The organism is Kribbella qitaiheensis (assembly GCF_014217565.1).
Classification (GTDB): domain Bacteria; phylum Actinomycetota; class Actinomycetes; order Propionibacteriales; family Kribbellaceae; genus Kribbella; species Kribbella qitaiheensis_A.
The window spans coordinates 7,040,910-7,053,921 of record NZ_CP043661.1 but is presented as its reverse complement, the minus strand read 5'-3'; the positions used below and the strand labels follow the sequence as shown (position 1 = coordinate 7,053,921).

Sequence of the window (13,012 nt, the reverse complement as noted above, 5' to 3'; positions counted from 1 at the left end):
GGCTGGAACATAGGGAGATTTCAGCTAGCGATTCTCCGGGACTGAGCGTCGTGAGAAGCCTTTTACCGGATCGAACACAACAACCTCGCGGCGTTCCTCCAGGTCCTTGCGCCATAGGTAGAGAGCCTCGTGCTCAGCTGCAAGGATCGACTGCCCCGTGAGCTTCGCGGCCTCCAGCCGGATCATCACCGCATCACTTCGCGTCACGCCGCCCACCGCTCCCTTGAAGAAGAGACCGTGTCCGCGATGTACTGCGGAGTGATCGGGTCGAGGAACTCACAACCGACCGGGAGACCCTTGGCCAGTACTTCGAGCAGCAGGGCGCGAGCGGTCCTCAGGCCCTTGTTCACGTCGCCGGAGCCGTCGAGGTCGGGATCGTTGATCAGGCCCTTCCAGCCGAGGGTGGAGCGCGGCTTCTCGAAGTACACGCGCATCACGACGAGCAGACCGTCGGAGAGTCGCTCGGCGATGGGCTTGAGTCGTTCGGCGTACTCGAGCGCTGCCTTGGCGTCGTGCACCGAACAGGGGCCGACGACAACGAGCAGGCGGTCGTCGGTGCCGTTCAGCACGTCGGTGACGGCCTGCCGGCCGGCGACCACGGCCTCGGCCAGCTGGTCGGTCATCGGCAGCTCGTCGTGCAGGGCCAATGGCGTGATCAGCGGGACGGTCTTCTCGATCCTTCTGTCCACGACCGCGCCGGTCGCCTGCTGAGGGAGGGTGTTCATCTGGGGAACCTTTCCGCCGGATATCCCGCGGTCGTTCCCGTGGACAGCGCCGGCTGCGAATGAGAAAAGGCAAGGACGAATGTCCTTGCCTCGAGCCGGCTCTGGTACTTGGTCAGGCGTCAGCAATCGGCTGAGTCGCCCGGCACCACAGCCGGCCACTCAAAAAACCGCCAATAACAACGCTTCACCCAGCAGACGATATCACCCACTCCCACCCTCCCCAGCCTGACCTTCATCACCCCCGGTGTAACTGCGGCCACCTCCCCATCCCGCCTTCCCTAACCTCGCCATCCGCCACCTCGGTGTAACTGCGGCCACCCATTCGTCGTTGAGGGTCGCAACGACCATGTTGAGGTTCTAAGGGGTTTGCAGTGAGGCCGCGGACGTTCGAACTCGTCAGGTACCACGACCTCAGCGGTGTGTCCGGGACCGGTGTGGTGGCCGAGGGCTGTGTGTTCACCGACGGCTCGGTGGCATTGCGCTGGCGGGGCAACAACCCCGCGACAGCCGTCTGGCCGGATCTTGATTCCGTCCTCGCCGTCCACGGCCACCAGGGCGCGACCGAGGTCCGCTGGCTGGAGCCCGACCCACCAGCGGAGTTAAGTCGTGAGCGCCGCGACGAGCAACTGCCGACGCCCGACACCGACCTCGACCACCTGTTCGGTGCCTCCCACAACGTTCGCCCGCCGACCGGCGTCGCCGACCCGTCGGGCCTCCCCACCCAGCACCCCCGCGGCTGGGCCGCCGCCCGCCACCTCCGCTGACCCGTACCCGCTCACACCGACCCAACCCGCCCGACCCGCACCTCGGCCCGTCCGCCGAGAGCTAGCTACCAACCGCCGTTCCACAACCGCACGGGAGCCACCGCCATGGACCTCACTGCCGACCGGCCGCGCTTGCTGCCCACCCTCGACCCGTACTGGACGACACCACTGACCGACCAGCGGCTGGCTGGTTTGTCAGGTAGAACTGGGCTCGTGACACAGATCTACCTGGTCCGGCACGGTGAGCCGGACTACACACCCGTCGACAGCCGGGGCTGGCCCGGTATGGCCGCGGACACCGCACCACTCAGCTCCGACGGCACGAAGCAGGCCGAGGCCCTGGCGGACCTGCTCAGCGGAATCGGCGCGACGTACCTGGTCAGTTCGCCCTTCACCCGGGCCCTGCAGAGCGCCGCGATCATCGGCCACCGCCTGGCGCTCGGCGTACGGGTCGACTACGACCTGCGCGACTGGTTGCCGGACAGCACGGGCTCCTGGCGCGGCACAGCCGACGTACGGGCTGCCAGGGCCGAGTTCGACGCGTACGGCGGGGAATGGCCGGAAGGCGTTCCGCGGCCGTGGGAGCCGCTGTCCAGGGTCCGTGAGCGGGCTCGTGCCGTACTGGCCCGGCACACCGCGAGTACGGACGGCCCGCTCCTGGTGATCACGCACGCGATGGTCATCGAAGCCCTCACCGGCGTACCGAACACTCCCCACGGCACCCACGAGTACTACCGCTACGACCCAGCCGACGACGCCTGACGGCTCTGGTCAAGGCCAGAGCGCCTCGACGGCTCTGGGCGGGGCTAGAGCGCCTGGGCGATCGCGACGCCGAGGAAGGCGCCGCCGAGTCCGGCGACGATGCTGGTGACGACGTTCGCGGCGGCGAAGAACTTCGCGTCCTGCTCGATCAGGCGCAGCGTCTCGTACGAGAAGGTCGAGTAGGTGGTCAGGGCGCCGCAGAATCCGGTCCCGACGAGCAGCTGCACCTCGTGCGGGACGCTCGCAGTACTGGCCGCACCGCCGACGATGCCCAGCACGACACAGCCGACGACGTTGACGGTGATGGTCCCCCACGGGAACACCGAGTCGTGACGACTCTGCACCGCACGGTCGGTCAGGTATCGCAGCGGCGCACCGATAGCCGCGCCCACAATCACCAGCAGGAGGTTCATCGCCGCCTCCGACTGACGAGCCGTCGAGTCGTGCTCGCCGCAGCCCAGACCGCGACCAGCGCGCCGATCGCAGTACCGGCCAAGTACAGCAACCCGGTGCCCGCGTGCCTACCGGCGAACAACTGCTGGATGTCCACGGCGTAGGTGGAGAACGTGGTGAACCCGCCCAGCATCCCGGTTCCGACGAACGGGCGCAGCAACCGCTGGTGCGTCCACACGTCAGCAACCAGCACCATCAAGACCCCGATCAACGCGCAGCCAACCACGTTGATACCCAAGGTCGCCCACGGAAAGCCCCCCGACGCGGTAGGCCAGGCCAGCCCGACCAGATAGCGGGCAGCAGCGCCGATCGCCCCGCCCGCGGCGACGACGCCCAACACGGCGACATCGCGAGCCGGCGGACGAGCAGACCGCGCGAACCGCAGATCGACATCAGAGTCGACCGGTTCACCCGGAGCTGGATCTAAGCGCACTTGGACCTACCTCCTACCCGAAAAATGGCCCCACGGCAGGCCGCAGGGTCGACAGGTAGGGACTGTTGGCCACCGATCAGGCGACGGTTCGGTCCGGCGAGCCCCACCGCCGGTCACAACCCCCACAGCATACCCAGCCCACCCGCCCTCAGCTTGGTTAGCGGTGGGCAGCGGTTACCAGGGCTTCTACGGCGTCGGCGAGGGAGCCTACCCAGCCGTCGGGGCGGCCTAGGGCTTGCCAGCCGGGGCCGCCTACGACCAGGGAGTACGACGGGCGGGTGCGGGCGAGACTCTGGAGGGACTCGACGTCTGCGGTTCGGGGGGCGCTGGACCAGATGAAGACCGCGGCCGGGCGGATTCGGCGTACGGCGGCTGACAGGGAGTTGATCGGCGTCGCCGCACCGAGCGTCTGCACACGCACGCCTCGCTCCGCCAGCGCCGCCGCGACGGCGAGCAGAGGCAGCGCGTGATCCTCCAGCTCGAGACACGCCAGTACTACGGGGCGCCCGGTCTCGTCCGGCTTGTGGCGCTCGACCGCGCGACGGGTGTGATACCTCAGGCCGCTCACGACCGCCTCGGTCGCGAGGTGCTCGACCTCTACGCACTCGCCGGTCCGCTCCCATTGGTCCCCGACCCCCACCAGCAGCGGGACCAGCCGGCTGGTCCAGGCCTCGACCGCACCGGACCGATCGAGGCTGCGGGCGATTTCGTGGGTCAGCCGTTCGCCGTCCATGGCGTTCGCGAGCTGGAACAGATCGGCCGGATCGGCCGACCGGGGCCGGTTCCGGGGCGCACGCCGTACGGCGTGATCCTGGGCCGGGGTGCCCTCGGCATCGGAAGTGGCGGATGTCACATTCGGTGAGCGGGCGGTATAGATCCGGTCACGAACCGTCGACGCGGCCTCGGCGGTCGGAACGCCCGAGTTGACCAGTTTGAGCATCGCGTGGAACCGGGCCAGATCCTGCGGACTGTAGCGGCGATGACCGCCCGCCGAGCGTGCGCTCGGGCTCAATCCGTACCGCCGCTCCCAGCTTCGCAGGGTCGGGGCGGCAATCCCGAGCCGGCGCGCGACGGCGCTGACGGTGAGGGTTTCGGAATCGGTCGGCACATCGTTCATCTTGCCCGCCCGGGGCCCTCGCCAGGCAGGAAACGCCTCGGGCCGATAACAACTCGACCGGGTTTCGAGATAACAAGGGTTGAACTACGCATGAGTTGAGCATAGTTTTCACCGAGCGCCCGTCCGCGCTCACGGTGAGTCAAGGAGGTTGCCATGTCGAGAGGGATGCCTCGCCTACCCCGCCCGCTCATGGATCTGTGGGACTGGCAGTCGCAGGCCGCGTGCCGCGACGTCAACCCAGAGCTGTTCTTCTCCCCCGAATCGGAGCGTGGCGTTCGTAAACGCGCTCGCGAGATGGTGGCCAAGTCGCTCTGCGGTACCTGCCCAGTCCAGCCCGAGTGCCGCCAGCACGCTCTCTCCGTCGGAGAGCCGTACGGCGTCTGGGGTGGAACCACGGAATCCGAGCGGGACAACGTGGTACTTGCCGAACACAGGAAGTCCGCCTGACGGCCGGCGCGGGAAGCGGCACTTCGGTGCCCCACTAGACCTTCCCGGGTCCGCCTGCTCGGCCAGAGCCGCCGGACCCGGGCACCCGCTTACCAGCTGGAAATCAAACCCTTGAAATTCCTGAGGGTTGATCCGGCGGTTGGTGGAATCGATGCCAGGTAGAGCGTTGGGTATCTGACGCGCTTTGGATCTGCCGGGTCGGCGCCTGGTTCAGGCGCGTGCTCGTTGGGCATGGCAACGGCCCGGCGGGGGGGCGCCGGGCCGTGCGGGGTGGGGCCTTCGGGTCAGGCTGAGCGGGTCAGGCCGCGGGAGCGGAGTACGGAGTTCTCCAGCGGGCGGAAGACCAGTAGTTCGATGCCGACGCCTACTACGAAGATCAAGATGATGCCGGCGAAGACCAGGCTGATGTCCGACAGCGACATGCCGTTGTGCAGGTACTGGCCCAGTCCCTCCCCCAGGTCGGGCGAGGTGGCAATCAGTTCGGCTGCCATCAGCGAGCGCCAGGAGAAGGCCCAGCCCTGCTTCAGGCCGCCCAGGAAGCCCGGCAGGGCCGCAGGCAACAAGATGTACCTGATGCCGCCGAGACGTGAAGCGCCCAGCGCTTTGCCGACCCGCGGCAGGATCGGCGGGACCTGGTCGAGACCCGACACGAGGCCGTTCGCGATCGACGGTACGGCGCCGAGCAGGACGACCCAGTAGATGGCGCGGTCGTTCAGGCCGAACCAGAGGATCGCCGCCGGCACCCAGGCCACCGACGGCAGGCTCTGCAGGCCGGACACGAGCGGACCGATACCGCGCCGGACCACCTTGAGGTTCGCGATCGCCAGGCCGAGCGGCACCGCGATCACCAGCGAGATGGCGAAGCCGATCACGGCCCGGTGCACCGAGACCCAGAACAGGTCCACGATGTCGCCGGTGGTGACCAGCTCCCAGATGTTGGCCCAGACCGCCGAGGGCGCCGGCAGTTTGAACTCAGGCCAGAAGGCCGCCGCCCAGAGCGCCTGCCAGACGCCGATCATCAGCGCGACCGCGATGATCGGCGGCAGCGCGCGGGCGGCGATCCGCTTGGCGACAGCAGCAGGGCCGGTCGCACGATCGGACAGCGGGGTGTCCAGAGCATCCAGGCCCGCGCCGACGGATTCGGTGTCGGCCCGTTCGACGCGGTCCTCGAGATCAGGCTGCGGCATGACTGCTGATCACCCTTCGCAGTTCGGCGTTGATCTCGTCGACCGTCGAACTCTCCGACGCACCACTGAGACCGTCAACGGCCCACTCGCGGACCACCCGACCGGGCCGGGAAGAGAGCAGTACTACCCGCTGCCCTAGCCGCACGGCTTCCCGAACGTCATGGGTGACGAACAGGATCGCCGTACGAGTGGCTTCCCAGATCCGCAGCAACTCGGACTGGAGTACGTCGCGGGTGATCGCGTCCAGGGCGGAGAACGGCTCGTCCATCAGCAGCAGCGACGGCTTGTGCGCGTCACCGTTGGAGGTGTGGTCTGCCGTCGAGGCCAACGCGCGGGCCAGTGCCACGCGCTGCCTCATGCCGCCGGACAACTCGTGCGGCCGCTTGTCGCCCAGTCCCCCGAGGCGGACCAACTCGAGCAGCGCCGACGCCTTGCGACGACGCTCCGCGCGTCCGACCCCGGCCATCCGGAGCGGCAGTTCGACGTTCCCGGCCGCGGTGAGCCAGGGCATCAGAGCCGGCTCCTGGAACACTACGGCGGGCCGGGACGAGCTGATGTCGATCGTCCCGGCCGACGCCTTGTCCAACCCGGCGACCAGATTGAGCAGGGTGGTCTTGCCACATCCGGAGGCCCCGAGAAGGCAGACGAACTCGCCGACCTCGACCTGCAGGTGCACCTGGTCCAGGGCGACCACGGCCTGCTTGCCGTTGCCGAACACCTTGCCGACACCGTCGAATCTGACGGCTTGCTGAGCTTCGGTACGAACCCGTTGCGCCTCGACTGTCGCGGTCATCAGTTTCGCCTGCCTCTCGATGGCTTCGGGGTTCTTAGTGCCCTGCGCCGGACGTTGTTTGAGTGATTGCGGTGTTCAGGTGCGTGCATCGCGGTGCTGGCGGAGCGTTCTCGATGCGGAGCATCGTGGACGCTTCGCCAGTGCCGCGAGGTACGTGCCTGGGCGCCGGAAGCACCAAAGAACGTCCGGCGCAGGGCACTCACTTCTTGTCCAGGCCGGCTGCGTCGATCTCGGGCTTACCCGCGGCCTTGAGTACTTCGTTCAGCAGCGTCAGGTTGGCGAAGCCGGCCACGGCCGGGGCCTGTTTGGCGATGGCGGCGGTGACCTGATCCTTGGCCAGCTGCGGGAACTGGGCCGCGACCGGGTCGGCGGTGAGCTCGATCTTGCTGAACGCGCGGTCGATCACCGGCTGCTTGAGCGACTTGCCGGTCAGGTCGAGCAGTTGCTTGTTGACCGTCTTCTCCGCGGTCGCCTTGTCAGCGGTCGCGGCGTCGATCGAAGCGACCAGGCCGGCCAGCAGCGCCTTCACCGTGGCCGGGTGCTCCTGCAGGAACTGGGTCCGGACGATCAGCACCGTGGTCGGGAACTTGCCGCCCGGCCACAGGTCGGCCTCGTCCACCAGCACCTTGGCGCCGGCGTCGAGGATCAGCCGGGACGACCACGGCTCCGGCAGCCAGGCGCCGTCGACGTCGCCCTTCTTGAAGGCGTCCAGAGTGGCCGCGTTCTCGAGGTTGGTGACCTTGACCTTGCCGGTCAGGTTCTTCTCCGCCAGCCACTTCTTCAGCGAGACGTCCTGGGTGTTGCCGAGCTGCGGCGTCGCGATCGTCTTGCCGGCCAGGTCCTCGGGCTTGGTGATCGTCGACTTGACCACGAACTGCGCGCCGCCGGACGTGGTACCGGCGATCAGCCGGACCGCCTCACCCTTCGACTTGGCGAAGGCGTTGATCGCCGGGCCCGAGCCGATGAACGAGGCGTCGAGCGAGCCGCCGAGCAGTGCGGTGACCGCTTCCGGGCCGGCGTTGAACTTGGTCGGCACCAGCTTCGTGCTGCCGAGCTCCTTGGTGAACAGTCCCTCGCCGAGGCCGATCAGGGCCGGTGCGTGGGTCACGTTCGGGAAGTATCCGAGCCTCAGCTCGGTGGCCGCCCCCTTGTCGGCAACCGGTGCCGCGTCGCTGCCGGACTTCTCGTCGGCCCGCGAGCAGCCGGCCGCGAGCAGGAGTGCGACGGCGACAGTGGCGGCCGCGACGGCGCGCGGAGTACGAATGATGTGCTTCATTTCGGCGGATCCTTCGGTCTCAACGAGACGCGCCGTATGACCGGCCCGCCCCGTCTGTGCGATCGGAAGAGATTGGGCCGAGGTCCCCCCTGGGCTACCGCTCTCGACCTTGAGTAAACAACAGAAATTGAACCAACTCAATAGCCTTAGGTCTGATTGGTATCCACATGTTGAGATCCAGGATGCTGTTTATGGACGTCAATCAGCGCGCTGTCACCGAAGAGCCACGGAAATGCTGATCGAGCTGTCCGAATAACGGATCCCGCCCGCCCTGCGGGCGGACGGGATCCGAGAAGGGAAGGCGGGGAGTGCAGGCTCGCAAGCTGCGGGCTGAGATGGCCGAGGCGCGCCCGGGACGCGGGGCGGGGCGGCCGCGTGGACGCGGCGGAGGTGTGCTCGGGCGGGCGGTGGTGTGACTAGCCGCGGGGGCCGTCTTCTGGTTTGGCGTCGTCGGCTGGGGTTTCGGAGTCCGCGGGCTTGATCGGGTCGGGCTCGGGGTCGGGCTCGGCCGCTGCTGCCGGGGTGTCCGGGTGTTCTGGCTTGTCGTCTGTGGCTGGGTGGTTGGACAAGCGGGGGTCGCGGAAGGGCTCGAGGGTGGCCAGGAAGTCCGGGTCGTCGTCCGGAGCCAAGGGCCGGCCGGTGGGGCGCTTGGGCGCGGGGCCGGCCTTCGCGGGTTGCTGGGGCACGTAGTACCGGGCCATCAGCAGCCAGACGATCGGGCCGGCGAACGGGACGAACACGATCAGCAGGATCCAGACCAGCTTCGGCAGGTAAGGCACGTCTTCGTCCCGCGTCTGAATGCAGGAGAACAGAGCGTAGATGGTCAGGAACAAGCTGATCAGGAAAGGCAGATAACGAGCCACACCACCACAGTACGGCTCCCGCGCACGCCGTGCGCCCGGACCACTCCGCAGGTCGCACCGATCAGGTCGCCCGTCGGCTCCGAACAACGACCGACCGCGCCGGACCTTCACCCCGGCGCGCCGGCGGAACCAGCAGATGGGCGATGGATAAATTGTTCCAAACTTATGCACCGGCAAGGCTTTGACAATGAACGGTCAACGCCGAGCCGTCGCGGTCCTCGGGTCCGGCATCGCCGGCCTGACGGCGGCCTATGTCCTGAGCCGGACCAGCGACGTCACGCTCTTCGAAGCCGACGACCGTCCCGGCGGCCATGCCCACACCCACGATGTGACCGACTCGGCCGGCACCGCCCTGCGGATCGACACCGGCTTCATCGTCCACAACGAGCGCACCTACCCGAACCTGCTCAGGCTGTTCGCCGAGCTGGGGATCGCCACGCAGCCGACCGAGATGAGCATGAGCGTCCACTGCGACGGCTGCGGGCTCGAGTACGCCGGTGGTCGCGGAGCCGGTGCGCTGTTCAGCCAGTGGCGGCGGACCCTCGATCCCCGGTTCCTGCGGATGCTCGCGGAGGTGCCGCGCTTCCATCGCGAGGCCCGCGGCGTCCTCGCCTCCGGTGACGACCAGCTGACCTGGGGCGAGTTCCTTCGCGATCGCAAGTTCTCGCCGTACTTCGTCTGGCACTTCGCCGTACCACTGGTGTCGTGCGTGTGGTCCGCCGGCTCCTCGGACGCCGCGCTCTACCCCGCCCGCTATCTGTTCCGCTTCCTCGAGCACCACGGGATGCTCACCGTCGGAGGGTCGCCACGCTGGCGAACCGTCACCGGCGGCTCACGGTCGTACGTCGACGCCGTGGTCACCCAGGTCGGCACAGTGCGCACCTCGACGCCGATCCGCTCGGTACTGCGGCACGACGACGCGGTAGAGGTGACCACGGCCGACGACAAGACCACTGAGTTCGACAGTGTCGTCATAGCGACGCACGCAGACACGGCGCTCGACCTGCTCAGCGACGCGACTCCCGAAGAGAAGTCGCTGCTCGGCGCCTTCCGGTACTCCGCGAACCCGACCTGGTTGCACACGGACACGTCTGTGCTGCCCGACTCCGCCCGAGCGCGCGCGTCCTGGAACTACCGGATGCGCGGCTGCCAGTCGGATGAGCCGCAGGTCCTCGTCAGCTACTGGATGAACCGCCTACAAGGGCTGGAGTCGCCCGACGAGCACCTGGTGACGCTCAACCCCGACGGCTGGGTCGACCCGGCCACCGCAGTACGGCAGATGAACTACGCGCACCCGGTGTTCACGCCCGAGTCGGTAGGAGCAGCGCCTGTACTACGGGACGCCGGTGGGCCGCGTCTCGCCTTCGCGGGAGCACACCTGGGTTGGGGGTTCCACGAGGACGGGTGCCGTTCGGGTGTGGAAGCCGCAGCAAGGCTTGGCAGCTCATGGTGAAGCTAGAAGTGCCTCTGCTGCCGGCGGTGGTACCGGGCCGGGTCAGCCACACCAGGCGGGTTCCGCTGCGACACCGGTTCGCCTATCGCACGTACCAGTGGCTCGTGGACATCGACGACTTGCCGCGACACGGCGTGCTGGCGTCCTTCTCCCCCTCCGACCACCTGGGTTCACCGGACCGCACGTTGCGCGAGAACGTTGCTGCCTTCACCGCGGAGCAGGGCGTAGCGCTTGAGCCAGACGACCGAGTGGTGATGCTGGCGAACGCACGCAGCCTCGGCTACGTCTTCGATCCGCTCAGCGTCTTCTGGTGCCTCAAGTCGACCGGTGAGCTGCGGTGCGTAGTACTGGAGATCCACAACACGTACGGCGAGCGGCACGCGCAGCTAGCGCGACCGGACGACACCGGGCGGTTCTCGCTCGGCAAGGAGTTCTACGTCTCCCCGTTCTTCACAGTGAACGGACGGTACGACGTACTGCTGCGACTGGACTCAGAGCAAGCCTCCGTCGCCATCACTCTGGTGCAGGACGACCACCGGGTTTTCTCCGCCTCATTCAGTGGGCGCCCTCGGGTAGCCCGGACGGCGGCGGTTGTTGCCGCGGCCCTGCGGACGCCGTTCGTGACGTACCAGGTCTGGGCACTGATCCGAGTGCACGGCATTCGGCTCTGGTTGCGTCGTCTGCCAGTCGTTCCGCGCCGGCCGCACGTTCCTTCGAAGGGAGTCTGATGAGCACACTGCAACTCGTCGAGACCGACCGCTGGCCGGCGATCGCCCGTACGCCGAACAGCCCGCTGCGGGCCACGGCCGCGCGCGGAATCCTCCGTCGGGCTGTCCGCGACCTACCGGTGACCGTGATACTGCCGGACGGAACCCGGCTCGGTGCGGGCGGCCCGGTGCTGGAGATCGTCTCCGACGGGTTCTTCCACCGGATCGGCGCGGATCTCAAGATCGGCTTCGGCGAGGCGTTCATGGCCGGCGACTGGCGAGCCGGTCGCGGTACCGATCTCGCCGACCTGCTGACCGTCTTCGCGAGCCAGCTGACCGACCTGGTCCCGCCTGTGCTGCAACGCTTCCGGAAGCTGATCGAGCCGCGGCTGGCCGAACACAACGACCGGACCGGCGCGCGAGCGAACATCGCCCGACACTACGACCTGTCCAATGACCTGTTCGCCGCGTTCCTCGACCCGACCATGAGCTACTCGTCGGCCTGGTTCGACAATGCGCCGAGCGAGTTCGACGACCTGGCCGCAGCGCAGGTCCGGAAGGTCGACGGCATCCTCGACTTCGCCGGAGTACGGACCGGATCTCGGGTGCTCGAGATCGGGACCGGCTGGGGACAGCTCGCGATCCAGGCGGCGCAGCGGGGTGCCACGGTCACCTCGGTCACGCTGTCCGCCGAGCAGCGCGACCTGGCCTGCAAGCGCATCGCCGAAGCCGGCGTCAACGCAAACGTCGAGTTGTGCGACTACCGCGATGTCGAGGGTCAGTACGACGCGGTGGTCAGCGTCGAGATGATCGAGGCGGTCGGCGAGCAGTACTGGCCGACGTACTTCGCGACGATCGACCGCCTGCTGGCACCGGGCGGAAGATTCGGTCTGCAGTCGATCACCATGCCGCACGACCGCCTGCTCGCGACCCGGCATGCGCAGGGCTGGATCCACAAGTACATCTTCCCGGGCGGCCTGATCCCGTCGCTGACCGCGATCGAGCAGATCGCCTCGACCGCCGGCGGCCTGGTGGTCGAGCAGCGGCGGGACCTGGGAGCCGACTATGCACACACCCTGCGGTTGTGGCGCGAGCGCTTCGTCGCCGAGACCCCGGTGGTGGCGAACCTTGGCTTCGACGCCGTCTTCCGGCGGATGTGGGAGTTCTATCTGGCTTACTCCGAGGCAGGCTTCCGGGCCGGCTACCTCGGCGTCTCTCAACTGGCCCTGATCAGGAGCTGACCATGGATTTCGCCGGGCGGAGAGTCTGGATCATCGGGGCATCAACGGGGATCGGCGCGGCGCTCGCCTCCGAGCTCGTCGGTCGGGGCGCGGCGGTGGCGATCTCCGCTCGCCGAGCGGACGCTCTGCGCGCCGTCGCCGGTGACCGGATGGCGGTCGCGCCGCTCGACATCACCGACGCCGGGCAGGTCCAGCCCGCGCTGGATCAAGTGGTCGAGGCGCTCGGCGGGCTCGACATCGTCGTACTGAGCGCCGGCTACTGGCAGCAGATGGGCGACGAGTTCGACGTCGAGTCGTTCCACCGGCACCTGGACGTGAACCTCGGTGGCTTCGCGAACTGCCTCGGCGCCCTGATCCCCTACCTGCGCAAGCGCGGTGCCGGGATGATCGTCGGAATCTCCTCGGTCGCGGGGTATCGCGGCCTGCCCGGTTCGGAGGCGTACGGCGCCACCAAGGCCGCGCAGATCAATCTGCTCGAGGCGCTCCGGGTCCGGCTCGGCCCCGGACGGGATCGACGTACTGACCGTCTGCCCGGGGTTCGTCGAGACCGAGATGACCTCGACGAACACGTTCCCGATGCCGTTCATCGTCTCCGCCGAGGAAGCGGGCCGGGCGATCGCGGACGGGATGGAGAAGCAGTCGGCGCGAATCGTGTTCCCCTGGCAGATGTCCTTGCTGATGAAGGCGGCCAAGCTGGTCCCGGACCGGCTCTGGGCCTTGGCTCTGACGCGAGGCGCGAAGTCCTGATCTGTCCGAATCCGGACGTGGGTGTTGTCATCTGCGGGCTGGGG

General features: G+C 68.0%; 16 protein-coding genes and 1 pseudogene. 8 read left to right on the top strand and 9 right to left on the bottom strand.

All coding sequences use genetic code 11. The features are described 5' to 3' along the window. Positions 1–24 precede the first annotated feature (24 nt). Both F1D05_RS33540 and F1D05_RS33535 read right to left on the bottom strand, forming a co-directional pair. Positions 25–216, bottom strand: a complete 192-nt coding sequence (locus F1D05_RS33540) for a hypothetical protein (RefSeq protein WP_185444322.1) — start codon at positions 214–216, stop codon at positions 25–27. Further along, positions 204–725 (bottom strand): 3-deoxy-7-phosphoheptulonate synthase, encoded by a 522-nt coding sequence (locus F1D05_RS33535; protein ID WP_281388833.1) that lies wholly within the window; start codon positions 723–725, stop codon positions 204–206. The genes F1D05_RS33540 and F1D05_RS33535 overlap by 13 nt, the downstream gene beginning before the upstream one ends. Before the next feature lie 371 nt (positions 726–1,096). Between F1D05_RS33535 and F1D05_RS33530 the strand changes: the two genes are divergently transcribed. Together F1D05_RS33530 and F1D05_RS33525 are read left to right on the top strand one after the other, a co-directional pair. Then, positions 1,097–1,489, top strand: coding sequence for a hypothetical protein (locus F1D05_RS33530; RefSeq protein WP_185444321.1), 393 nt, complete (start codon positions 1,097–1,099; stop codon positions 1,487–1,489). A 105-nt stretch (positions 1,490–1,594) separates the two neighbouring features. Next, complete coding sequence (locus tag F1D05_RS33525) at positions 1,595–2,251, top strand: histidine phosphatase family protein (RefSeq protein WP_246486181.1); 657 nt, start codon at positions 1,595–1,597, stop codon at positions 2,249–2,251. A gap of 44 nt (positions 2,252–2,295) precedes the next feature. On the opposite strand, the gene crcB is transcribed toward F1D05_RS33525, so the two are convergent. The 3 genes from crcB to F1D05_RS33510 all read right to left on the bottom strand — a co-directional run bounded on the left by crcB (position 2,296) and on the right by F1D05_RS33510 (position 4,254). Beyond that, entirely contained in the window at positions 2,296–2,664 is a 369-nt protein-coding gene (crcB, locus tag F1D05_RS33520; RefSeq protein ID WP_185444320.1) for a fluoride efflux transporter CrcB, read from the bottom strand. Then, positions 2,661–3,137: a FluC/FEX family fluoride channel gene (locus F1D05_RS33515; RefSeq protein ID WP_206685941.1), complete on the bottom strand. Its 477-nt coding sequence runs from the start codon at positions 3,135–3,137 to the stop codon at positions 2,661–2,663. Before F1D05_RS33515 ends, crcB begins: the two co-directional genes overlap by 4 nt. A gap of 157 nt (positions 3,138–3,294) precedes the next feature. Next, complete coding sequence (locus F1D05_RS33510; RefSeq protein WP_185444319.1) at positions 3,295–4,254, bottom strand: MerR family transcriptional regulator; 960 nt, start codon at positions 4,252–4,254, stop codon at positions 3,295–3,297. Positions 4,255–4,407: 153 nt separating this feature from the next. Here F1D05_RS33510 and F1D05_RS33505 point away from each other — a divergent pair, with 153 nt between their 5' ends. After that, entirely contained in the window at positions 4,408–4,701 is a 294-nt protein-coding gene (locus tag F1D05_RS33505; RefSeq protein WP_012920258.1) for a WhiB family transcriptional regulator, read from the top strand. Between the two features lie 284 nt (positions 4,702–4,985). Here F1D05_RS33505 and F1D05_RS33500 read toward each other — a convergent pair whose 3' ends face one another. The 4 genes from F1D05_RS33500 to F1D05_RS33485 all read right to left on the bottom strand — a co-directional run bounded on the left by F1D05_RS33500 (position 4,986) and on the right by F1D05_RS33485 (position 8,820). After that, the gene (locus F1D05_RS33500) at positions 4,986–5,888 is read right to left on the bottom strand and encodes an ABC transporter permease (protein WP_185444318.1); all 903 of its coding nucleotides are present in this window, start codon (positions 5,886–5,888) and stop codon (positions 4,986–4,988) included. After that, complete coding sequence (locus F1D05_RS33495) at positions 5,875–6,681, bottom strand: ABC transporter ATP-binding protein (protein WP_185444317.1); 807 nt, start codon at positions 6,679–6,681, stop codon at positions 5,875–5,877. The genes F1D05_RS33500 and F1D05_RS33495 overlap by 14 nt, the downstream gene beginning before the upstream one ends. A gap of 199 nt (positions 6,682–6,880) precedes the next feature. Continuing rightward, on the bottom strand, positions 6,881–7,957 hold the full coding sequence (locus F1D05_RS33490; RefSeq protein ID WP_185444316.1) for an ABC transporter substrate-binding protein: 1,077 nt from the start codon (positions 7,955–7,957) through the stop codon (positions 6,881–6,883). Between the two features lie 416 nt (positions 7,958–8,373). Further along, the gene (locus tag F1D05_RS33485; protein WP_185444315.1) at positions 8,374–8,820 is read right to left on the bottom strand and encodes a PLD nuclease N-terminal domain-containing protein; all 447 of its coding nucleotides are present in this window, start codon (positions 8,818–8,820) and stop codon (positions 8,374–8,376) included. Positions 8,821–9,007: 187 nt separating this feature from the next. Between F1D05_RS33485 and F1D05_RS33480 the strand changes: the two genes are divergently transcribed. The 5 genes and pseudogenes from F1D05_RS33480 (at position 9,008) to F1D05_RS41435 (ending at position 12,968) form a co-directional block, all read left to right on the top strand. Then, a complete protein-coding gene (locus F1D05_RS33480) occupies positions 9,008–10,273 on the top strand; it encodes an NAD(P)/FAD-dependent oxidoreductase (protein WP_185444314.1) in 1,266 nt (421 codons plus the stop codon). Positions 10,274–10,281: 8 nt separating this feature from the next. Then, on the top strand, positions 10,282–11,001 hold the full coding sequence (locus tag F1D05_RS33475) for a DUF1365 domain-containing protein (RefSeq protein WP_246486180.1): 720 nt from the start codon (positions 10,282–10,284) through the stop codon (positions 10,999–11,001). Beyond that, positions 11,001–12,221, top strand: a complete 1,221-nt coding sequence (locus tag F1D05_RS33470; protein ID WP_185444312.1) for an SAM-dependent methyltransferase — start codon at positions 11,001–11,003, stop codon at positions 12,219–12,221. The genes F1D05_RS33475 and F1D05_RS33470 overlap by 1 nt, the downstream gene beginning before the upstream one ends. Positions 12,222–12,223: 2 nt before the next feature. Next, positions 12,224–12,664 (top strand): annotated as a pseudogene (locus F1D05_RS43295) (SDR family NAD(P)-dependent oxidoreductase); the annotation flags it as partial. A 133-nt stretch (positions 12,665–12,797) separates the two neighbouring features. Then, on the top strand, positions 12,798–12,968 hold the full coding sequence (locus F1D05_RS41435; RefSeq protein ID WP_246486178.1) for a hypothetical protein: 171 nt from the start codon (positions 12,798–12,800) through the stop codon (positions 12,966–12,968). Positions 12,969–13,012 lie beyond the last annotated feature (44 nt).

What these genes read in the sequence shown, in the direction of transcription:
- F1D05_RS33535 (WP_281388833.1), bottom strand. Translation starts at nt 725, where the DNA reads ATGAACACCCTCCCTCAGCAGGCGACCGGCGCGGTCGTGGACAGAAGG.
- F1D05_RS33525 (WP_246486181.1), top strand. Translation starts at nt 1,595, where the DNA reads ATGGACCTCACTGCCGACCGGCCGCGCTTGCTGCCCACCCTCGACCCG.
- crcB (WP_185444320.1), bottom strand. Translation starts at nt 2,664, where the DNA reads ATGAACCTCCTGCTGGTGATTGTGGGCGCGGCTATCGGTGCGCCGCTG.
- F1D05_RS33510 (WP_185444319.1), bottom strand. Translation starts at nt 4,254, where the DNA reads ATGAACGATGTGCCGACCGATTCCGAAACCCTCACCGTCAGCGCCGTC.
- F1D05_RS33505 (WP_012920258.1), top strand. Translation starts at nt 4,408, where the DNA reads ATGTCGAGAGGGATGCCTCGCCTACCCCGCCCGCTCATGGATCTGTGG.
- F1D05_RS33500 (WP_185444318.1), bottom strand. Translation starts at nt 5,888, where the DNA reads ATGCCGCAGCCTGATCTCGAGGACCGCGTCGAACGGGCCGACACCGAA.
- F1D05_RS33495 (WP_185444317.1), bottom strand. Translation starts at nt 6,681, where the DNA reads ATGACCGCGACAGTCGAGGCGCAACGGGTTCGTACCGAAGCTCAGCAA.
- F1D05_RS33490 (WP_185444316.1), bottom strand. Translation starts at nt 7,957, where the DNA reads ATGAAGCACATCATTCGTACTCCGCGCGCCGTCGCGGCCGCCACTGTC.
- F1D05_RS33480 (WP_185444314.1), top strand. Translation starts at nt 9,008, where the DNA reads ATGAACGGTCAACGCCGAGCCGTCGCGGTCCTCGGGTCCGGCATCGCC.
- F1D05_RS33470 (WP_185444312.1), top strand. Translation starts at nt 11,001, where the DNA reads ATGAGCACACTGCAACTCGTCGAGACCGACCGCTGGCCGGCGATCGCC.
- F1D05_RS41435 (WP_246486178.1), top strand. Translation starts at nt 12,798, where the DNA reads ATGCCGTTCATCGTCTCCGCCGAGGAAGCGGGCCGGGCGATCGCGGAC.